We start from the raw sequence: 19,793 nt of genomic DNA on the forward strand, positions 1-19,793 counted from the left end.
CCGCCCGGCCGCGCACCAATACCTAGCGGACGATTTGCCCGCCGACAGGAGAGGCCATGCCGCGCCCCAAGCCCACCGCCTGCCTCGCCCTTGCCGATGGCACAGTGTTCCACGGCATGGGCTTCGGCGCCACAGGCCAGGTCACGGCCGAGCTGGTGTTCAACACCGCCATGACCGGCTACCAGGAGATCATGACCGATCCGTCCTATGCCGGCCAGATCGTCACCTTTACCTTTCCCCATATCGGCAATACCGGCACCACCCCCGACGACGACGAGACCGCGGCCCCCTTTGCCGACGGCATGGTGGTCAAGTGGGATCCGACCGCGCCCTCGAACTGGCGCAGCGCCGAGGCGCTGGGCGACTGGCTCGCGCGGCACGAGCGCATCGGCATCGGCGGGCTGGACACGCGCCGCCTGACCCGCGCGATCCGCCAGCACGGCGCGCCCAACGTGGCGCTGGCCCACGACCCCGACGGGCAGTTCGACATCGAGGCGCTGGTCGCCGCGGCACGCGGTTTCGCCGGGCTCAAGGGGCGCGACCTCGCCCGCGAGGTCTCGACCCGCGGCAGCTATACCTGGGACGAGATGCGTTGGTCGTGGCCCACGGGCCACGCCCGCCGCGACGGTCCGGGCCACCGCGTCGTGGCCATCGATTACGGCGCCAAGCGCAACATCCTGCGCTGCCTGTCCAGCGCGGGCTGCGATGTCACGGTCCTGCCCGCCACGGCGACGGCGGACGAGATCCTCGCGCACGCGCCCGACGGCCTGTTCCTGTCGAACGGCCCCGGCGATCCGGCGGCGACCGCGGAATATGCCGTGCCGATGATCCGCGAGATCCTCGAGCGGAGCGATATCCCCGTCTTCGGCATCTGCCTCGGCCATCAGCTCCTGGGACTGGCGCTGGGGGCGCGCACGGTCAAGATGAACCACGGCCATCACGGCGCAAACCACCCGGTCAAGGAACTCGCCACCGGCAAGGTCGAGATCACGTCGATGAACCACGGCTTTACCGTCGATGCCGAGACCCTGCCCGACGGCGTCGAAGAGACGCATGTCTCGCTGTTCGACGGCTCGAATTGCGGCATCCGCATGACCGGGCGGCCGGTCTGGTCGGTGCAGCACCACCCCGAGGCCAGCCCCGGCCCGCAGGACAGCTTTTACATGTTCGACCGCTTTGCCAGTTCGATGGAGGCGCGCGGCGCTTAAGCCCCCCTTAACCCGCCGTGCGGCAGGATGGGTCCGGGCGCCAGGGTCGCGCCCGGCGCCGGGCGGGAGGGGGCGATGCAGACTGGAACGGCCACGATCGGGCCAAGGCTCGGCGACCGCGCGGTGCCCCAAACGCCGATCTGCCCCGATCCGCGCCAGATCGACGCCCTCGGCGCGTCCCTGTGCGCGCGCGAGACACTGTTGCCGCTGGGTCTGGCGGGTGCCGTCACCCCCGTCGCCATGTCCGACCGGCGCCGGTTTCGCCGGTTGCGCCCGACGCTCGAATCGGTGCTGGGGCCGGTCGTCGCGGTGCCGGTCGGCGCGGGGGCGATCCATGCCGCGCTCGACCGGCATCGCGCGCGCGCCCTGACCGCCGCGGCCGAGACCCGTTGCCCCGCGGGGATGAGCCTGCGCAGCCTGCGCCCCCGCCGCTGGCGCCACGCGGCCCTGTTGGGCGTGCTGGTCGCGGCCCTCGCCATGCCGATGCTGGCGCTTTGGCTCGCGCTGGCGGTGACGGCGATCAATGCCGCGCTCACCCTTGCCGCGCTTGTCGTGGCGGCCCTCGCGCCGCGGGCGCCCGCCTCGCGGACCGGACCGGAACGCCCGACGCTGTTGCCCCGCATATCGGTGATCGTCCCGCTGCTGGGCGAGGCCCCGGTTCTCGCGGCGCTGATCGCGCGGCTCGACCGGCTCGACTATCCCCGCGACCGGCTCGATATCGTGCTGGCCGTCGAAAGGGACGACGCGGCCACGGCGCGGGCGCTCGCCACGGTCGCGCTGCCGCCATGGATGCGGGTCGTCGCGGCGCTGCCGGGGCGGGTCCGCACCAAGCCGCGCGCGCTGAACCTCGCGCTCGACCGGTGCCGGGGCACCATCGTCGGCATCTACGACGCCGAGGACGCGCCCGAGCCCGACCAGCTCTTGCGGGTGGCCGACGCCTTTGCCCGCGCGAGCCCGCGAACCGCCTGCCTGCAGGGCCGGCTCAATTTCTACAACGCCCGCGCCAACTGGATCACCCGCTGTTTCGCCATCGAATATGCCGTGTGGTTCACCCTGATCCTGCCCGCGCTGTCGCGTCTGGGCTGGCCCGTCCCGCTCGGAGGCACGTCGGTATTCTTTCGCCGCGACGCGCTCGAGGCGGTGGGGGGCTGGGACGCCCATAACGTGACCGAGGATGCCGATCTCGGCATGAGGCTCGCGCGCGCGGGCTACCGGACCGGGCTGCTCGACAGCACCACCTGGGAGGAGGCGACCGCCTCGCCCGGGACCTGGATGCGGCAACGGTCGCGATGGCAAAAGGGCTATGCCGCCACCTGGGCCTGCCATATGCGCGCGCCCGCCCGCCTCAGGGCCGAGATCGGGATACGGGGGTTCGTCGGGATGCAGATCCTGTTTCTCGGCTCGCTCGGCGGCTGCCTCGTCGCGCCGGTGCTGTGGTCGTTCTGGGCAGTGCCCCTGGGCCTGCCGCATCCGCTGGCCGACACGCTGTCGCGCCCCGCCATGCTGACCGTGGCCTGGGGCCTGGCCGGCGTCGCCGTGCTGAACGGGGGGGCGAGCGCGCTGGCGCTCTGCCGGTTGGGGCGTCCGGGGCTGATCCCGTGGATTCCGCTGCGGCAGCTATACTACCCGCTGGCAAGCCTGTCGCTGCTCAAGGCCTCGGCCGAGCTCTTTCGCGCGCCCTTCTACTGGGACAAGACCGCCCATGGCGTGACCCGGCCCGACACGGCCGCCGCGCCGGATACGGCCCCGGCGCCCGACCCGGTCCCGTCCCCCGGTCAGACCGCCGGATCGCGCAGCGAATCGCTGCGCAGCCGGGCTTCGTAGGCGCGCGAGATATGGCGCGCCAATGCCGCGTGGGCCGCATCGCCGTCGCCCCGCTCGATCGCGGCCACGATCGCGCCATGCTCGGCCAGCGCGTCGCGTCCCCGCCCCTCGATGGCAAGAGAGGTCGTCGCCAGCAGCGCCATCGACCGATGCACCATGTCGAGCTGCTGCACGAGATATCGGTTATGCGAGGCCAAGTGGATCTGCTTGTGAAACCGCCGGTTGGACCGCGCCAGAGCGGCCGGATCGTCGAGCCGGGCGCGATCCTCCTCGACCATGCCGGCCAGGACATGCACCTCTTCGGGGGTGGCGTGCTTGGCGGCGAGCCGCGCGGCCAGCCCCTCGAGCTCGGTGCGCACGACGTAAAGCTCGGCCATCTGGTTATGGTCGAGCGAGGCCACGATCAGGCTGCGCCCGTCGCGCACCAGCAGCGATTGCGTCTCGAGCCGCTGAAGCGCCTCGCGGATGGGGGTGCGCGACACGCCGAACCGCTCGGCCAGTTCGTTCTCGACCAGCCGGTCGCCGGGGCGGTAGAGCCCCTCGTCGATGGCCTCGAGGATCAGCCCGTAGGCGTCGCGCTGCGCAATCTTCGTCTCCACTCGCCGGCTCTCCGTTCTGTCGGGTCGGGGCCGACAATGCCCCGCCGCGCGGCGATGCGAAAGGTTGTCGGCACGCCCCGGCGCGCCTACACCGACGGCATGCGCGATTTCGCCGATGTCAGCACCTGGGTCTTCGACCTCGATCACACGCTTTACCCGCCCTCGGCGGCGTTGTTCGCGCTGATCGAGGCGCGGATGGTCGACTGGATCGCGGTCGAGCTCGACGTCGATCGCGACCATGCCGACCGGCTGCGCCACGCGTATTGGCGCCGCTACGGCACCACGCTGGCCGGGCTGATGGCCGAGCATGGGACCGACCCGCATGCCTTTCAGCACGCGGTGCACGATGTCACGCTCGACACGCTGATGCCCGATCCGGTGCTGGCCGCCGCGCTCGCCGCCCTGCCCGGCCGCCGCATCGTGTTCACGAACGGCAGCGAGCCCTATGCCCGAAGGGTGCTCGAACGCTGCGGCATAGCGGGGCTTTTCGATGCCGTCTATGGGGTCGAACACGCGCGGTTCACGCCAAAGCCGAATCGCGCCGCCTTCGAGGCCATCGTGGAAGAGGATCGGATCGACCCCGCCGCCGCCGCCATGTTCGAGGACAGCCCCGACAACCTGCGCGTGCCGCACGAGATGGGGATGCGCACCGTTCTGGTCGCGCCCGCCAGGGCCCACGCCCCGCCCGTGCCCCATATCCATCACGCGACCGAGAACCTCGGGGATTTTCTGTCGCAGGCGGTGAATCGTGCTGGCCCGCGGGCGCCGGTCGGCCTACCTCAAAGGGCATGAGTGACGTCGACACCGATATCCTGATCTCCGGCGCGGGCATCGCCGGGCTGATCCTCGCAGCGCTGCTGGCGCGCGATGGCTGGCGGGTGCTGATCTGCGACCCCAGCCGTCCGCCCGAGGATGCCGATGCCCAAGGCTCGGACCTGCGCTCCACCGCTTACCTCGTGGGGTCGCGCGCGGTGATGGAACGGGCCGCCATCTGGGACGCGCTCGAACCCCATGCCATGCCGCTCGACGCGCTGCGGGTGATGGATTCGACCGGCTGGCCGCCCCGCCAGACCGCCGCGCGCATGTTCCTGCCCGGCGACCTGGGGCTCGAGAGTTTCGGCTGGAACATGGCCAACTGGCGCGCCCGTGCCGAGCTGGCGCGCGTACTGGCCGATGCGCCCGGCGTCGATTTGAGGTTCGGCACGGGGTTCGCCTCGCGGCTGGCGCGCGACGACGCGGTGCTGGTGCGGCTGACCTGCGGAACGCGAGTGCGCGCGCGGCTGGTGGTCGGCGCGGATGGCCGCGCCTCGCCGGTGCGCACGGCCTGCGGCATCGACGCGCGCATTGCCCGCTATGGCCAGAAGGCGCTGGCCTTCTCGGTCACGCACCTGCTGCCGCATGAAAAGGTCTCGACCGAAAGCTACAGCGCCGGGGGGGCCTGCGTCACCGTGCCCCTGCCCGATCACGAGGGGCAGCACGCCTCGGCCGTGGTGTGGATGAATGACGGCCCCCGCGCCGAGCATCTCGCCGCCCTGCCCGCCGACGCCTTCGAGGCCGAGCTGGCCGAACGCGTCATGCATGTGCTGGGGCCGATGCGGCTGGCCACGCAGATCCGGTCCTGGCCGGTGGTCACGCAGGTCGCCCATCGCCTGACCGCGCGGCGCACGGCGCTGGTTGCCGAGGCGGCCCATGTCATGCCGCCCATCGGGGCGCAGGGGCTCAACACCTCGATCGCCGATATCGCCGCGCTGTCGGATGCCATATCGGGGCGCGATCCGGGCAGCCCCGAGGCGCTGGCGGCCTATGCGCGCGCGCGACAGGGCGATATCGCCGCGCGGTCGCGGGCCATCGACCTGTTCAACCGCGTCTGCCGGAGCCATTCGCGCCCCGTGCAGGCGGTGCGCAGCGTCGGGCTGAAGGCCGCGAACGACATCGTGCCGCTGCGCCGCGCGCTGATGCGGGCGGGGCTCGGCGGGCATGTCGGCTAGGGGCAGGCGGGTCAGATCGGACCGGGCAGCCGCTCTTCGCTGAGCAGGACATTCGCCTCGACATTGCCGACGCCCGGCAGGGTCAGGATACGGCGGCGCAGCACCCGCTCGAAATCCGACAGGTCGCGCGCCACGATCCGCAGCCGGTAATCGTAGAGCCCCAGCACATGCTCGACGGTCTGCACCTCGGGGATGGCGGTCAGCGCACGTTCGGTCTCGGCCAGCGTCGTGCGGCCGCGCTGCGCGAGCTTGACGCCCAGGAACACCGTCACCCCGAACCCCAGCGCGGCGAGGTCGAGATCGAGCCGCCGCCCCGCCAACACCCCCGCCTCTTCGAGCCGGCGGACGCGGCGCCACGCCGCCGATTGCGACAGGCCGAGCCGCGCGCCCAGAGCGGCCGAGCCCAGCGTCGCATCCTCAACCAGAGCGCGCAGGATCGCCCGGTCGGTCGCGTCGAGCCCCGTCACAGCGGCAGCCTTTCGTCGGTCTTGAGCGTCGCGACCTGCATCAACGCCTCGATCTCGGCGATATGGGGCAGCGCGAGGATGCGGTGGCGGTAAACCTCGTGGTAATGGGCGAGATCGCGCGCCACCACCGACAGCCGCAGGTCGACCCGCCCGAGAAAGGTCTGGATCTCGACCACCTCGGGCACGGCGCGGGCGGCGGCCAGGAAATCCTCGAAGGCGCGGGGATCGGTCTTGTCGATGGTGAACCGCAGGCTCACCGCAACGTCATAGCCCAACGCGCGCCAGTCGATCCGCGCGCGCTGCCCGCGCAGCACGCCCTGCGCCCGCAGCCGGTCGAGCCGCCGCGTCGCGAACTGCACCGACACGCCCGAACGCGCCGCCAGCGCCTGAAGGCTCGCGGCGGGGTCGTTCTGTAACTGGCGCAGCAACCGCCTGTCGGAATCGTCGAGCATGAGTATTTGTGGAAACCGAGTTTTGACGCATAGGATCTATCACCGAACGGGCGGAAACGACAATCGCCATGGCTTTTCCTTTGTCGTGCCGCGTCTATCCTGCTCCGCGAACGGGACAGAAGGAGCACGATCCATGCGCGTCTATTACGATCGCGATTGCGACATCAATCTGATCAAGGACAAGAAGGTGGCGATCCTCGGCTATGGCAGCCAGGGCCACGCCCATGCGCTGAACCTGCGCGATTCGGGCGCCAAGAACGTGGCCGTTGCGCTGCGCGAGGGCTCGCCCTCGGCCAAAAAGGCCGAGGCCGAGGGCCTTCAGGTCATGGGCATCGAAGAGGCCGCCGCGTGGTGCGACCTCATCATGTTCACCATGCCCGACGAGCTTCAGGCCCAGGTCTATCGCGACCACATCCACGACCATCTGCGCGAGGGCGCGGCCATCGCCTTTGCCCACGGGCTCAACGTGCATTTCGGCCTGATCGAGCCGAAAAAGGGCGTCGACGTCATCATGATGGCGCCCAAGGGGCCGGGCCACACGGTGCGCGGCGAGTACCAGAAGGGCGGCGGCGTGCCCTGCCTCGTCGCGGTGCACCAGGATGCCTCGGGCCGCGCGATGGAGCTTGCGCTGTCCTATTGCTCGGCCATCGGCGGCGGGCGTTCGGGCATCATCGAGACCGATTTCCGCCAGGAATGCGAGACCGACCTCTTCGGCGAGCAGGCCGTCCTCTGCGGCGGTCTGGTGGAGCTGATCCGCATGGGGTTCGAGACGCTGGTCGAGGCCGGCTACGAGCCCGAGATGGCCTATTTTGAGTGCCTCCACGAGGTGAAGCTGATCGTCGACCTGATCTACGAGGGCGGCATCGCCAACATGAACTACTCGATCAGCAACACCGCCGAATACGGCGAATATGTCAGCGGCCCGCGCATCCTGCCCTATGACGAGACCAAGGCCCGCATGAAGGCGGTGCTGCGCGACATCCAGACCGGCAAGTTCGTGCGCGACTTCATGCAGGAAAACGCCGTCGGCCAGCCGTCCTTCAAGGCCACGCGCCGCCTCAACGACGAGCACCAGATCGAGCAGGTCGGCGCCAAGCTGCGCGAGATGATGCCCTGGATCAGCGCCGGCCGCATGGTCGACCGCGAAAAGAACTGAGGCCCGGTCGGCGAGCCGGATCATGCGGCCCCGGATTCCGGTCCGGGGCCCTTTCGTTGCAGGGGGGCCGCGCATGACAGACCGTCCGACGCCGGGCAACTGGGCCTCGGTCATCGCCCTTGGCGTGATCTGGGGCGGTACCTTCATGTTCGTGTCGCTGGCGCTGAGGGGCCATGGCCCGCTGACCGTCGCCGCGGCGCGCACCGCGCTGGGGGCCGTGGCTCTGGTGCCGCTCATGCTGGCCTTCGGACGGCGCCTGCCGCGCGGGGCGCGGGCCTGGGCCTATGCCGCGCCCATCGGCGTTCTGAACACCGCGCTGCCCTTTTTCCTGCTGAGCTGGGGGTTGCAATACGTGCCCTCGGCCTTTGGCGGGCTGTCCATGGCCACGCTGCCGCTTATGGTCATGCCGCTGGCCCATCTCTTTTCCGACGAGCCGATGTCATGGCGCGGCGCGTCGGGTGTGGGCCTCGGTTTTGCCGGGGCGCTGGTGTTGCTGGGGCCGGGCATCGCGGGCTTTGCCACCGGCCCGTTGCAGGCTTTGGGCCAGATCGCCTGCATCGGCGCCGCGTTTTCCTATGCGATCGCGTCGATCCTGACGCGGAAGGCACCGCGGATCGACGCCATCACGCTGAGCTTCATGACGCTGGCGATGGGCGCGGTCGTGCTGGTGCCGGCCGCCCTGATCGTCGAGGGGCTGCCCCGCCCCACCGGTGCCCTGCCCGACGCGGCGATCCTGTTTCTGGGGCTGGTGCCCACGGCGCTGGCCGCGCTGATCCGCACGCGGGTGATCCAGACCGCGGGATCGGTCTTCATGACGCTGACGAACTACCAGGTGCCGCTCTGGTCGGTGCTGTTCGGCGCGGCGCTTCTGGGCGAGGATCTGCCGGTGACGTTCTTTGCCGCGCTGGTGCTGATCCTGTCGGGGCTCGCCCTCGGCCAGGCCCGCGCGTTGCGCGCGCTGTTCGGGGGCCGCGCGGCGCGGCCCCGCCTTACCCCGAAGCCGCCATCGACGCCGCGCTGATGCGGTCGGCGATCCCGTCGACCACGTCGACGAGCAGCGCCTCGTCCTCGGTCTCGGCCATGACGCGGATCACCGGCTCGGTGCCCGAGGCGCGGATGAGCACGCGGCCCGAGGCGCCCAGCCGCTTTTCGGCGGCGGCGATCTCGGAGGTCACGCCCTTGTCGGCCAGCGGGTCGCTGCCGCGCGGATAGCGCACGCTGACGAGCTTTTGCGGCACGCGGGCGAATTGCTCGGCGAGATCCGAGGCGCGCCGCCCCGAGGCTATCATCGCCGAGAGGAATTGCAGCCCCGCCACCAGCCCGTCGCCGGTCGTGGCGTGATCGGTCATCACGATATGGCCCGATTGCTCGCCGCCGAGATTGAAGCCCCCCTTGCGCATCGCCTCGACCACGTAGCGGTCGCCGACCGCGGTGCGGTGCAGCGCGATGCCGCGGCCCGACAGGAACCGCTCGAGGCCGAGGTTGCTCATCACCGTGGCCACCAGCGTCTGACCGGCCAGCCGGCCCGCCGCGGCCCAGTCGCTGGCAAAGAGCGCCATGATCTGGTCGCCATCCGCGACCTGCCCCTTTTCGTCGATGATCATCACCCGGTCGGCATCGCCGTCGAGGCAGATCCCCAGATCGGCGCGGCGTTCGCGCACCAGCCGCGACGCGGCCTCGGTCGAGGTCGAGCCGCAGCCCTCGTTGATATTGGTGCCGTCGGGCTCGACCCCCAGCGGGATGACCTCGGCGCCGAGTTCCCACAGGATTTCGGGCGCGACGCGGTGCGCGGCGCCGTTGGCGCAGTCGATCACCACGCGCATCCCGTCGAGCTGCTGGCCCGCGGGCAGGGTCGCCTTGACCCGTTCGGCATAGCGGAACCGCCCGTCGTCGATCCGCTTGGCACGGCCGATATTGCCGGGGCGGGCGGGGGTCACGCCCTCTTCGACGAGGCGCTCGATGGTGGTCTCGGCCTCGTCCGACAGCTTGAACCCGTCAGGGCCGAAGAACTTGATGCCGTTATCCTCGTGCGGGTTGTGGCTGGCCGAGATCATCACCCCCGCATCGGCCCGCATCGAGGGCGTGAGCATCCCCACCGCGGGCGTCGGCACGGGGCCGAGCAGCAGCACGTTCATCCCCGCCGAGGTAAAGCCCGCGGTCAGGGCCGTCTCGAACATGTAGCCCGACAGCCGCGTGTCCTTGCCGATCACGACGCGGTGCACGCCGCTGCCTTCGCGGCGGAAATAGCGGCCCGCCGCCGCACCGAGGCGCATCGCCATCTCGGCGGTCATCGGGTGGACATTGGCGGTGCCGCGCACGCCATCCGTTCCGAACAGTTTACGGGTCATTCCGCGTCTCCGGTTATGCTGGCCCGCCAGAGGGTCAGGGCCTGGACCGTTTCGGCCACGTCGTGAACGCGCAAGAATTGCACGCCCTGCGCGGCCCCGTAAAGCGCCGTGGCGACCGAGCCGGGCATCCGGGCCGCGGGCGTGTCGGTCCCGCCCAGCGTGCCGATGAACCGCTTGCGCGAGGTTCCCAAAAGCACGGCGCAGCCCAGCGCGTGAAACAGCGACAGGTGTTGCAGCAGCGCGAGGTTGTGCGCCAGCGTCTTGCCGAAACCGATGCCCGGATCGACGGCGATGCGCGCGCGCGGGATGCCGGCGGCCTCGGCGGCGGCGACCCGTTCGGCGAGGTGGTCGTAGACGTCGAGCACGACATCGCCGTAAGCCGGCGCGTCCTGCATGGTCGCGGGCTCTCCGCCCGAATGCATGAGACAAATGGGCAGGCCCAGCGCCGCGGCCATCGCGGCCATCTCGGGATCGTGGCGCAGCGCCGAGACGTCGTTGAGCATGTCGACCCCGGCCGCCGCCGCGGCGCGCGCCACGTTCGCGCGGCGCGTATCGACCGAGATCGGCCCGGCCGAGGTCGCGCGGATGGCGCTCAGCGCCGGCACGACGCGGGCGGCTTCGGCCTCGGGGGCGACGGGGGCGGCGCCCGGCCGGGTGCTTTCACCGCCGAGATCGAGGATATCGGACCCGGCGGCGATCAGGGCGCGGGCATGGGCGGCAGCGGCCTCGGGCGCCTCGAACAGGCCGCCATCCGAGAAACTGTCGGGCGTGACGTTGACGATGCCCATGACGCGGGGCCGGTCCATCGCCAGCCCGGCAAGGGGGGCACGGGGCGCGCAAAGCGCGTCGCGCGTCGCGGCGTCCAGCGTCCCGGCCGCGACGATGCGGGGCGGCGCCCCGCGCGACAGGATGGCGGCATGGGTGAACCAGCACGCCCCCCCGGCGAGGCTCAGCGCGCCCTCGGGCCGCAGCCCGCCCGATTGCACCAGCGGACGTGCGTAGGTCACGCGGCCGGATCCGTCAGGCGGGTGACGGGCAGATCGGTCGGCACCTCGACATCGCCCGCGACCAGCACGCCGCGGGCCTGCATCGCGCGGGCGAACCACGCGATCAGCCCGCCGGTGTCGCGGGGCTGGACCGAGGGCGGCTCGACCGCGTCGAGCACCAGCTTGGACGGCGCCCAGACGGTCAGGCGATTCTTGCGCATCGCCCAGTCCATCTCGGTGCGGGTGCCGGTCACGACGCAGCGCGGATCGCGCGCGGCCAGCCGCCAGCAATTCTGCTCGATGGCCAGGAGGTCGATGCGGCGCTGCGGACCGGTCATTCCGACCTGCACCGTCCCGCCCTCGGGGGCGCTGGTGCACAGGATGGCGGGCGCCTCGGCCTCGATCCGGTCGAGCCAGGCGGGCAGATGGGGCGAGGCGATCTCGGCGTCGCCGATCAGCACGATCAGCGGGTGCGGCGTGTCGTCGGGCGCCGCCGGCGCCGCGCGTCCCTCGCGCGCGGGGGCCACGCGCACGATCTCGACGCCCAACGCCCCCGGCCCGAGGTCGAGCTTTTCGACACGCACAAAGCAGCGCAGTGCCAGCGGCTCGGCCAGGATGCGCGCCGCGACCCTATCGGCAAGGGTTTCGAGCAGGTTCAGCCGTTCTTCGGCAAGAGCGGCGGCGATGGCCTCGGTGATCGTGTCGTAGGACAGGATGCGGTCGACATCGTCGCCGAGATCGGGGTCATGGGGCCGCACCTCGACCACGACGTCGAAACAGACCCGCTGGCTGCGGCCGCGTTCGGGCTGAAAGGCGCCGATCTCGACCTCGACGATGTGATCGCGCAGCGAGATGCGGTCATGCGGCACATCGGGGGCCAGGGCGCGGGCGCGTTCTTCGGGATGTTCGAAAGCCAATGTCGTCTCGTCGCGCATCAACGCGGCTCTCCCCTGCCGGTGCGCGAGCGGCTTAGCCGATCCCGCGGCCCGGCGAAAGGGCCGGGCGCGCGATCCGCGCCCGGCGCCGTGGCCTCAGGTCTGGGCGTAGAAGTGGTGGAACCCGATGGTGGTCGTGCGGTCAAACACCGACGCCCAGGAGGGGTTCACCGCCTTGGTATGGTAGAAGGTCGCGCCGCCGGTGAGCGTCCGCTCTCCGCCGTCGAGCATGATGCGGGCGATCTTGCCCATCCGCTCCCACGCGGCTTTTTCGCGGACCACGTCGGGGATGCCGTCGCAGGTATAGGAGAACTGGCATTTCCATTTTTCGCCGGTGCCCTGGTTCACGACCTTGCACACGGTCGAGGGAAAGCGGCCGCTATCCACCCGGTTGAGGATGACTTCGGCGACCGCGAAAACGCCCTTGGCATCCTCGCCGCGGGCCTCGAAATAAAGCGCCTCGGTCAGGCATTCCCACTCGGCATCGCCCGTGGCGGCGGCCAGCGCGTCGACGCCCGCACGGGTGTAGTCGGGCGCCCGGCCCGCGGGGGCCTGCGGCACGGCGAGGATCGCCGAAAGCAGGTTGCCGCGCTGCGCGGCGATCTCGGGGGCGGTGCTGCCCAGCAGGGCGGCGGGTGTCGCGTCCGCCCGTTCGAGCCAGGCGGCCGGTTCGGCGGCCCCGGTGTCGCGCGCGGCGTCGAGGTCGATGGTCGGTTCGCTCTTGGTGCCGAAAACGATATCGGCGTGACCGATCCCGGTGGACAAGACGAGGCCGGCCAGGGCCAGCCGAAGGGCGGCCGCCCAGTCACATGCTTTGATCATTGTTTCCCCAGTTCCCTAGTCGGGTTTTGCCGGCCCGGCCCCCTTCCCCAAGGCGGTCGGACCTGCGCTGCAAGCGCCGCCCTTTTGCGAAAACGGGGGGGAGGGATCAAACCGCGGGGGGCCGAATCCTGCGCAGGTTCCCGCCGACACGGCCCCGTGACCGCGAAATCGCCGGATTCGTGGCATTCAGGCCTGCCAGGATCGGCGAAACCCTACCGGTCGGGCGGCGCGGTCGGCGAGAGTCCGCTCCCCCGGATCGCCAGATGCGCGGCCGCGAGCCGGGCGAGCGGGACGCGAAAGGGCGAGCAGGACACATACGCGAATCCGCGGTCGCGGCAAAAGGCGATGGAGTCGGGGTCGCCGCCATGCTCGCCGCAGATGGAAAGCGTGATGCCGGGGCGCACGGCGCGCGCCCGCGTGGCCCCGATGGCCAGCAACTCGCCCACGCCCTGCGTGTCGAGCCGGGTGAAGGGGTCGTCGGGGAACACGCCCTGCGCGACATAGGCCGCCATGAACCGCCCCGCGTCGTCGCGCGACAGCCCGTAGGTCATCTGCGTCAGGTCGTTGGTGCCGAAGCTGAGGAAACTCGCGTGATCGGCGATGTCGCCCGCGCGCAGCGCCGCGCGCGGCGTCTCGACCATGACGCCCAGCGCGTAGTCGAAATTCTCGCCCGTCTCGACGCGGATCTCGGCGGCGACGGTGTCGATCCGGGCCTTGACGATCTCGACCTCGCGCCGGGTCGAGATCAGCGGGATCATGATCTCGGGGGTGACGCGCGGCTGCGTGGCCAGCGCCGCCTCGAAGATCGCGCGCACCTGCATGTCGTAGATCTCGGGCAGGGTGATGCCCAACCGCACGCCGCGCATCCCCAGCATGGGGTTCACCTCGGTCAGGGCGGCGATGCGCGCCTTGACCTCGGCCACGGGCAGGTCGAGCGCGGCGGCAAGATCGCGGATGCCCTCGGTATCGGCGGGCAGGAACTCGTGCAGGGGCGGGTCGAGCAGCCGGATCGTGACCGGGCGCCCGGCCATGATGCGGAACAGCTCGGTGAAATCGGCGCGCTGCACGGGCAGGAGCCGGTCGAGCGCGGCCTGCCGGTCCGACGCGGCCTCGGCAAAGATCATCTCGCGCATGATGGTCAGGCGGCCGCCGTCGAGAAACATGTTCTCGGTCCGGCACAGCCCGATCCCCTCGGCCTCGAACCGGCGGGCGATGCGCGCTTCGGCGGGGCTGTCGCAATTGGCGCGCACGCCGATATCGCGCCGCTCATCGGCCCATGACAGCAGCGTGCGGAACGAGGCGTCGAGCTCGGGCTCGATCAGGGGTGCGACACCGGCGATCACCGCACCCGTGCCGCCGTCGATGGTCAGCAGATCGCCCTCGGCCAGGTCGAGCCCGCCCGGCCCCGTCAGCCGCCCCGCCCCGTCGTCGAGCGCGAGATCGCGCGCCCCCACGACGCAGGGCACGCCAAGCCCGCGCGCGATCACCGCCGCATGCGAGGTCGGCCCCCCGCGGATCGTGAGGATGCCCTGCGCAAGATGCATCCCGTGCACATCCCCCGAGGCGGTTTCGCGCCGCACGAGGATCGCGGGTTCCTCGCGGGCGGCGGCGGCCTGCGCGGCGGCGGCGGAAAAGACGATGCGCCCGGTGGCCGCGCCGGGGCTGGCGGCGATGGCGGTGGTCGCCGCGCGCAACCCGGCATCCGGCGCGATGCGGGGATGGAGCAGGTCGAGCAGCGCGCGCGGCTCGACCCGCAGGACGGCCTCGGATTCGGGAATGATCCCGTCGGTGGCCAGCGCCACGGCAATCGCCACCGCCGCGGGCGCCGAACGGGTGACGCGCACCGCGTCGAGAACGTGCAGCGTGCCGTGGCCGATGGTGAACTCGATCTGCATTTCCTCGCGCAGGCGGGTGCGGCACAGCGCGCCCTGCTCGACCAGCGCGGCGAATATCTCGGGGCAGCGATCCTCGAGCGCGGGGCCGCGCGGATCGCGCGCCACGAACAGGCTGTCGGCGCCGGGCAGCAGCGCCTCGCGCCCCTGCGACTGGCTGCGATAACGGCCGGTGATCTGCGGCTGGCCGGTCGCCCCGTCGACGAACTGGATCAGCCCCGAGCCCGATTCGCCGCGCCGCGGGTCGCCCACCCCCAGCGCCATGCGCTGCACCACGAGCCCGAGCCCCGCATCGGCCGGCGCGCCCTGCGCCTGCCGCATCAGCCGCGCGCTGACCCCGTCCCAGGCCCGCGCCATCGCGCGCAGCACATCGCCGAGCTGCCGCGCGGGATCCTGCGGAAAGGGTTCGCCCAGCGCCGCGCGATAGGCGGCGAGCAGGTCGGGGATGGGGGCGGCGGGGTCGAAATCCTCGGGGTCGAGCCGCGCGACCTGCACCGCGTAGGCATGGATGAACCGCCCGTAAAGCGCATCGGCCGCCGCCGCCCCGACGCCATGGGCCAGCCGCGCATGGGCCGCGTCGCACATCCCGATATTGAGCACCGAGCGCGGCCCGCCCCAATCGTCGGCCGCCGAGGACGGGCGGACCGAGACCAGCACCCCCTCGCCGAACCCGGCGAGCAGCCCCGCCGCGTCGAACCGCGCCCCGTTCGCGATACCGCGCACCGTGTCGAAATCGAGCGCTTCGGTCCGCGGCACCGGCAAGCCAAGCCGCACGAGGCGTTGCAGGCATTTCGCCCGACCGCCATGCGCGGCGGCCCGGATCGGGGCGGTCGGCGTGATCGGCGTCGCGCCGGGGACGGAAGGGTTCTGCTGCACCGCGGCGCTCCTGTTGCCCCGCAGCATAGGGGGCGGAGGCGGCGCGGTGCAAGCGGGCCGCGGGTCAGGCGGCCGGGTAGCTCGTGAAGATCTCGGTGCTGCCGTCGCGCCGGATCAGGTGCACGTCATAGGCGTCGCGCGCCTCTTCGGGGCCCATGCCGGGCGAGCCGTAGGGCATCCCCGGAACGGCCAGCCCCACCGCGTCGGGCCGCGTGTCGAGCAGCTTGCGGATATCGGCGACGGGGACATGGCCCTCGATCATGTAGCCGTCGATCCGGCCGGTATGGCACGACCCCATCTCGATCGGGATCCCGTTCTCGAGCTTGTAGCGGCTGAGCGCGACGCCGGCCGACGCCTCGACCGTCACGTCGAAACCCTCGGCCTCGAGGATCTCGATCCAGGCCGTGCAGCAGCCGCAATTGGGGTCTTTCAGAACGAGCATCACAGGGGCGGCGGCGAACCCGCGGCGCGGCAGGACCGCCAGCAGGCCCAGGCTGGCCGCCCCCATCATCACGGCGCGGCGGGTGAGGATCGCGGTCATCGGGGCATCCCTTTCGTCCATTGTGTCGGGCGCGACCCTAACCGCCCTGCCCCGCGCCGGACAATGCGTCCCGGCTCACGATAGGGTGTGCGGGGGCGGCGGCGCTCAGCCCTCGATGCGGGACAGGTCGGCCGCCCGGACACAGAGGTTGCGGATATCGGCCAGCAGGTTCAGCCGGTTGCGCCGCGTGATCTGCGCGTCGGTATTGATCTGCACCGCCTCGAAGAATGCGTCGATGGGATCGCGCAGCCGCGCGAGCGCGGCCATGGCGGCGCCGAAATCCTCGGCGCCCAGCGCCGCCTCGATCCGCGGCCGCTCGGTCGCCAGCGCGGCGAACAGCGCCCGCTCCTCGTCGGTCTCGGCGTGTTTCACATCGGCGCCGAAACTGTACTCGACGCCATCGGCCTCTTCGGCCTGGGTGAGGATGTTGTTGGCGCGGCGATAAAGCTGCACCAGGTCCCCGCCCGCATCGCTGTCGAGAAACCCCTGCACCGCGCGCGCCCGCTTGACCAGCAGCGTCAGGTCGTCGGCATTGGTCATGGCAAGGCAGGCGTCGATGACGTCGTGCCGGATGCCCTCGTCGCGCAGATGCACCTTTAGACGGTCGTGAAAGAAGGCGAGGAGGGGGCCTGAATTTTCTGCGAAAATTCGGTCCAGCGGCAGCCTCAGCCCGTTATCCAGCACCAGCCGGATCACCCCCAGCGCCGCGCGGCGCAGCGCATAGGGGTCTTTCGAGCCGGTAGGCGTCTCGCCTATGGCCCAGAAACCGGCGAGCTTGTCGATCTTTTCGGCAAGGCTCACCGTGACCGAAACCGGGGCCGAGGGCACGGCGTCCGAGGGGCCGAGCGGGGCGTAATGCTCGGCCACGGCCTCGGCGACCTCGGCCGGGCGGCCGGCGGCCTCGGCGTAATAGCGGCCCATGACGCCCTGAAGCTCGGGGAACTCGTAGACCATCTCGGACACGAGATCGGCTTTGCAGATGCGCGCCGCCTCTTCGGCGAGATCGGGGTCGGCGCCGACCGACGGAGCCAGCTCGCGGGCCAGCGCGGCGATGCGCGCAACGCGGTCGGCCTCGGTCCCGAGCCTGGCGTGGAACGTCACCTGCGACAGCGAATCGGTCCATTTCGTCATGCCCGCGCGTGCCACGGCCAGGTCGTTCTCCCAGAAAAAGGCGGCATCGGCGAGGCGCGCGGACAGGACGCGGCGGTTGCCGGCAAGGATCGTGGCGCCGCCATCGGCGGTCTCGCGATTGGCCACGGTGACGAACCCGACGATACGGCCGTCGCCCGGATCGCGGACGGAAAAGAACTTCTGATGTTCGCGCATCGAGGTTTGCAGCACCTCGGGCGGCAGCGACAGGAACGCGTCGTCGATGCGGCCCATCAGCACGACGGGCCATTCGACCAGCCCCGCGACCTCGGCCAGAAGGGCGGCATCCTCGACCAGTTCGAGCCCCTGCGCAAAGGCCTGGTTGGCGGCATCGTTGCGGATATGCTCGGCCCGTTCGGCTGGGTCGAGCATGACATGGGCGCGGCGCAGCCGTGCCGCGTAGTCGTCATGGCCCGACACGCGGATCGGCCCCGGCGACATGAAGCGATGCCCCTCGGTCAGATCGCCCGCCGCGATCCCGTCGACGACGAGCGGCACGACCTCGTGCCCGTCCTCGCGGCTCAGCACGCACAGGATGCGGTGCAGCGGCCGCACCCAGCGCAGCGCGCCCCGCCCCCAGCGCATGGATTTGGGCCAGGGGAAATCGCGGATCGTGCGCTCGAGCACCTCGGCCACGATCTCGGGGGCGGTGCGGCCCGCGCACCGGATCGTGGCGAAATAGACCTGCCCCTTCTTGTCGTCGCGCAGTTCGAGATCGGCCACTGCGACGCCCGCGCCGCGCGCGAATCCCTCGACCGCCTTGTCGGGCGCGCCGAGCTTGGGCCCGCGCCGGTCCTCGACCGTGTCGGGCGAGCGTTCGGCCAGCCCCTCGACCGTCAGCGTCAGGCGGCGCGGCGTCACATATGCGCCGGCATGGGCATAGGTCAGGCCGGCCTCGACGATGCCCTCGGTGAACAGACGGCGCAGATCCTCGGCCGCGCGGGCCTGCATCCGGGCGGGGATCTCTTCGGAGAAGAGTTCGATCAGAAGGTCGGCCATTTATTCGAAATCCTCTCGGGGCGGGCAATCCTCGCCGACCTGCGTGCCGTCATAGGCCAGTTCGCCGCAATCGTTGAGCTGGTGCCAGACATAGCCGCGCCCGCCCTCGGTCACGGCCACGATCCGGTCGACGCCGTAGCCCACGTTCTTGATGCCGAGAAACGCCTGCGCCCGCCCCTCGGACAGGTCGGCGGCGATGGCGCTGGCGTCGTAGCAGTCGAACCAGAACGGCGCGGTCAGCGGCTCGGCCCCTTCGTAAAGGGTAAAGCTGTCGGTCAGCGCACGCGGCTCGGCGGTGGTGTCGAAACAGGCCCGGAACCGCAGCGGGGACGATTCGGCGTCGATGGCCTCGATATTCGAGACCGGCAGGGGCACCTCTTCGCCGCCGCGCGCGGTCAGCAAGATGTCGCGCGGCTCGACCCGTTCGTACCAGTGAAAGACCTGGAGGTAATACATGCCCGCCCCGGCCAGCACCGATCCGACGAGCACGACGACGATGGCGATGCGCGCGATCATGCGCCGGCCCGCGGCGCGGCGGGATCGTGCCCCCCCGCCTCGGTCGTGAGGAAGGCATCGGCGCAGGCCCGCGCCAGCGCGCGCACCCGCCCGATATAGGCCTGCCGCTCGGTGACCGAGATCACGCCCCGCGCGTCGAGCAGGTTGAAGATATGGCTGGCCTTGATGCATTGGTCATAGGCGGGCAGCGCCATCACGATAGGCCGCCCCGTGCGCGGATCGGTCGCCGGCGCGGCGAGGGTCGCGGCGCATTCGGCCTCGGCCTCTTCGAAATGGCGCAGCAGGATCGCGGTGTCGGCGGTGTCGAAGTTCCAGCGCGCATATTGCGCCTCGGCCTCGCGGAACACGTCGCCATAGCTGAGTGGCGTGGGCGCGTCGGGGCTGTTGAAGGGCATGTCCATGACGTGATCGACGCCCAGCACATACATCGCCAGCCGCTCCAGCCCATAGGTCAGTTCCCCTGAAACGGGGTGGCAGTCATGGCCGCCGACCTGCTGGAAATAGGTGAACTGGCTGACCTCCATCCCGTCGCACCAGACCTCCCAGCCGAGGCCCCAGGCGCCCAGCGTCGGGCTTTCCCAGTCGTCCTCGACGAAGCGGATGTCGTGCAGCGCGGCGTCGATCCCGATGGCCTCGAGCGAGCCGAGATAGAGCGCCTGCAGGTCCGGCGGGCTCGGTTTGATGATGACCTGGTACTGGTAGTAATGCTGCAACCTGTTGGGGCTGTCGCCATAGCGCCCGTCGGTGGGCCGCCGCGAAGGCTGCACATAGGCCGCCGCCCATTGCCGCGGCCCCAGCGCGCGCAGCGTCGTGGCTGGGTGAAAGGTGCCCGCCCCAACCTCCATGTCATAGGGTTGCAGCACCGCGCAGCCCGCGCTTGCCCAATAGGACTGGAGCGCCATCAGGATATCCTGGAAGCAGGTCGGTCTGGCCATGTCGGGCTCCGGGGTGCAGGAAAGCGGCCTTCTCTTAGGCAGCGGTGCAACAAGCGTCAATCGCACCCCGTGTCACGCCCTGTTTTCTTGACCTGCCGGG

The 19,793-nt window shown here is 70.8% G+C and carries 18 protein-coding genes; 6 read left to right on the top strand and 12 right to left on the bottom strand.

Annotation, left to right across the window (positions count from 1 at the left end; genetic code table 11):
• The first annotated feature begins 56 nt into the window (after positions 1–56).
• Positions 57–1,208: a glutamine-hydrolyzing carbamoyl-phosphate synthase small subunit gene (gene carA, locus E2L08_RS07805; RefSeq protein WP_133396510.1), complete on the top strand. Its 1,152-nt coding sequence runs from the start codon at positions 57–59 to the stop codon at positions 1,206–1,208.
• A gap of 75 nt (positions 1,209–1,283) precedes the next feature.
• Positions 1,284–3,032, top strand: coding sequence for a glycosyltransferase (locus tag E2L08_RS07810; protein WP_168771084.1), 1,749 nt, complete (start codon positions 1,284–1,286; stop codon positions 3,030–3,032).
• On the opposite strand, the gene E2L08_RS07815 is transcribed toward E2L08_RS07810, so the two are convergent.
• Positions 2,984–3,631 (bottom strand): GntR family transcriptional regulator, encoded by a 648-nt coding sequence (locus E2L08_RS07815; RefSeq protein ID WP_133396512.1) that lies wholly within the window; start codon positions 3,629–3,631, stop codon positions 2,984–2,986. The genes E2L08_RS07810 and E2L08_RS07815 overlap by 49 nt on opposite strands.
• Positions 3,632–3,730: 99 nt before the next feature.
• Here E2L08_RS07815 and E2L08_RS07820 point away from each other — a divergent pair, with 99 nt between their 5' ends.
• Both E2L08_RS07820 and E2L08_RS07825 read left to right on the top strand, forming a co-directional pair.
• Complete coding sequence (locus E2L08_RS07820; protein WP_133396612.1) at positions 3,731–4,423, top strand: pyrimidine 5'-nucleotidase; 693 nt, start codon at positions 3,731–3,733, stop codon at positions 4,421–4,423.
• A complete protein-coding gene (locus E2L08_RS07825) occupies positions 4,420–5,619 on the top strand; it encodes an FAD-dependent monooxygenase (protein WP_133396513.1) in 1,200 nt (399 codons plus the stop codon). The genes E2L08_RS07820 and E2L08_RS07825 overlap by 4 nt, the downstream gene beginning before the upstream one ends.
• Before the next feature lie 11 nt (positions 5,620–5,630).
• On the opposite strand, the gene E2L08_RS07830 is transcribed toward E2L08_RS07825, so the two are convergent.
• Together E2L08_RS07830 and E2L08_RS07835 are read right to left on the bottom strand one after the other, a co-directional pair.
• Positions 5,631–6,086 (bottom strand): Lrp/AsnC family transcriptional regulator, encoded by a 456-nt coding sequence (locus E2L08_RS07830; protein ID WP_133396514.1) that lies wholly within the window; start codon positions 6,084–6,086, stop codon positions 5,631–5,633.
• Positions 6,083–6,538, bottom strand: coding sequence for an Lrp/AsnC family transcriptional regulator (locus E2L08_RS07835; protein WP_133396515.1), 456 nt, complete (start codon positions 6,536–6,538; stop codon positions 6,083–6,085). Before E2L08_RS07835 ends, E2L08_RS07830 begins: the two co-directional genes overlap by 4 nt.
• Positions 6,539–6,671: 133 nt before the next feature.
• Here E2L08_RS07835 and ilvC point away from each other — a divergent pair, with 133 nt between their 5' ends.
• Together ilvC and E2L08_RS07845 are read left to right on the top strand one after the other, a co-directional pair.
• On the top strand, positions 6,672–7,694 hold the full coding sequence (ilvC, locus tag E2L08_RS07840; protein WP_133396516.1) for a ketol-acid reductoisomerase: 1,023 nt from the start codon (positions 6,672–6,674) through the stop codon (positions 7,692–7,694).
• A gap of 73 nt (positions 7,695–7,767) precedes the next feature.
• Entirely contained in the window at positions 7,768–8,715 is a 948-nt protein-coding gene (locus E2L08_RS07845; protein WP_133396517.1) for a DMT family transporter, read from the top strand.
• Here E2L08_RS07845 and glmM read toward each other — a convergent pair.
• The 9 genes from glmM to E2L08_RS07890 form a co-directional block, all read right to left on the bottom strand.
• The gene (glmM, locus tag E2L08_RS07850) at positions 8,684–10,042 is read right to left on the bottom strand and encodes a phosphoglucosamine mutase (RefSeq protein WP_133396518.1); all 1,359 of its coding nucleotides are present in this window, start codon (positions 10,040–10,042) and stop codon (positions 8,684–8,686) included. The genes E2L08_RS07845 and glmM overlap by 32 nt on opposite strands.
• Positions 10,039–11,049 (bottom strand): dihydropteroate synthase, encoded by a 1,011-nt coding sequence (folP, locus tag E2L08_RS07855; RefSeq protein ID WP_133396519.1) that lies wholly within the window; start codon positions 11,047–11,049, stop codon positions 10,039–10,041. The genes glmM and folP overlap by 4 nt, the downstream gene beginning before the upstream one ends.
• A complete protein-coding gene (locus E2L08_RS07860) occupies positions 11,046–11,963 on the bottom strand; it encodes a dihydroneopterin aldolase (RefSeq protein WP_133396520.1) in 918 nt (305 codons plus the stop codon). Before E2L08_RS07860 ends, folP begins: the two co-directional genes overlap by 4 nt.
• Positions 11,964–12,059: 96 nt before the next feature.
• On the bottom strand, positions 12,060–12,785 hold the full coding sequence (locus E2L08_RS07865; protein WP_133396521.1) for a cell wall hydrolase: 726 nt from the start codon (positions 12,783–12,785) through the stop codon (positions 12,060–12,062).
• 212 nt (positions 12,786–12,997) lie between these two features.
• Positions 12,998–15,553 carry a putative PEP-binding protein gene (locus tag E2L08_RS07870; RefSeq protein ID WP_240758163.1) on the bottom strand — a complete coding sequence of 852 codons (2,556 nt, stop codon included), beginning with the start codon at positions 15,551–15,553 and terminating at the stop codon, positions 12,998–13,000.
• Between the two features lie 64 nt (positions 15,554–15,617).
• On the bottom strand, positions 15,618–16,094 hold the full coding sequence (locus E2L08_RS07875) for a DUF411 domain-containing protein (protein ID WP_133396523.1): 477 nt from the start codon (positions 16,092–16,094) through the stop codon (positions 15,618–15,620).
• Positions 16,095–16,199: 105 nt separating this feature from the next.
• Complete coding sequence (gene glyS, locus E2L08_RS07880) at positions 16,200–18,242, bottom strand: glycine--tRNA ligase subunit beta (RefSeq protein ID WP_133396524.1); 2,043 nt, start codon at positions 18,240–18,242, stop codon at positions 16,200–16,202.
• Entirely contained in the window at positions 18,243–18,758 is a 516-nt protein-coding gene (locus E2L08_RS07885; protein WP_133396525.1) for a DUF6446 family protein, read from the bottom strand.
• On the bottom strand, positions 18,755–19,693 hold the full coding sequence (locus tag E2L08_RS07890; protein ID WP_133396526.1) for a glycine--tRNA ligase subunit alpha: 939 nt from the start codon (positions 19,691–19,693) through the stop codon (positions 18,755–18,757). Before E2L08_RS07890 ends, E2L08_RS07885 begins: the two co-directional genes overlap by 4 nt.
• Positions 19,694–19,793 lie beyond the last annotated feature (100 nt).

This window comes from Palleronia sediminis (assembly GCF_004358695.1).
In the GTDB taxonomy this organism is placed as follows: domain Bacteria; phylum Pseudomonadota; class Alphaproteobacteria; order Rhodobacterales; family Rhodobacteraceae; genus Palleronia; species Palleronia sediminis.

What these genes read in the sequence shown, in the direction of transcription:
- carA (WP_133396510.1), top strand. Translation starts at nt 57, where the DNA reads ATGCCGCGCCCCAAGCCCACCGCCTGCCTCGCCCTTGCCGATGGCACA.
- E2L08_RS07810 (WP_168771084.1), top strand. Translation starts at nt 1,284, where the DNA reads ATGCAGACTGGAACGGCCACGATCGGGCCAAGGCTCGGCGACCGCGCG.
- E2L08_RS07820 (WP_133396612.1), top strand. Translation starts at nt 3,731, where the DNA reads ATGCGCGATTTCGCCGATGTCAGCACCTGGGTCTTCGACCTCGATCAC.
- E2L08_RS07825 (WP_133396513.1), top strand. Translation starts at nt 4,420, where the DNA reads ATGAGTGACGTCGACACCGATATCCTGATCTCCGGCGCGGGCATCGCC.
- E2L08_RS07835 (WP_133396515.1), bottom strand. Translation starts at nt 6,538, where the DNA reads ATGCTCGACGATTCCGACAGGCGGTTGCTGCGCCAGTTACAGAACGAC.
- ilvC (WP_133396516.1), top strand. Translation starts at nt 6,672, where the DNA reads ATGCGCGTCTATTACGATCGCGATTGCGACATCAATCTGATCAAGGAC.
- E2L08_RS07845 (WP_133396517.1), top strand. Translation starts at nt 7,768, where the DNA reads ATGACAGACCGTCCGACGCCGGGCAACTGGGCCTCGGTCATCGCCCTT.
- glmM (WP_133396518.1), bottom strand. Translation starts at nt 10,042, where the DNA reads ATGACCCGTAAACTGTTCGGAACGGATGGCGTGCGCGGCACCGCCAAT.
- E2L08_RS07860 (WP_133396520.1), bottom strand. Translation starts at nt 11,963, where the DNA reads ATGCGCGACGAGACGACATTGGCTTTCGAACATCCCGAAGAACGCGCC.
- E2L08_RS07865 (WP_133396521.1), bottom strand. Translation starts at nt 12,785, where the DNA reads ATGATCAAAGCATGTGACTGGGCGGCCGCCCTTCGGCTGGCCCTGGCC.
- E2L08_RS07875 (WP_133396523.1), bottom strand. Translation starts at nt 16,094, where the DNA reads ATGACCGCGATCCTCACCCGCCGCGCCGTGATGATGGGGGCGGCCAGC.
- glyS (WP_133396524.1), bottom strand. Translation starts at nt 18,242, where the DNA reads ATGGCCGACCTTCTGATCGAACTCTTCTCCGAAGAGATCCCCGCCCGG.
- E2L08_RS07885 (WP_133396525.1), bottom strand. Translation starts at nt 18,758, where the DNA reads ATGATCGCGCGCATCGCCATCGTCGTCGTGCTCGTCGGATCGGTGCTG.
- E2L08_RS07890 (WP_133396526.1), bottom strand. Translation starts at nt 19,693, where the DNA reads ATGGCCAGACCGACCTGCTTCCAGGATATCCTGATGGCGCTCCAGTCC.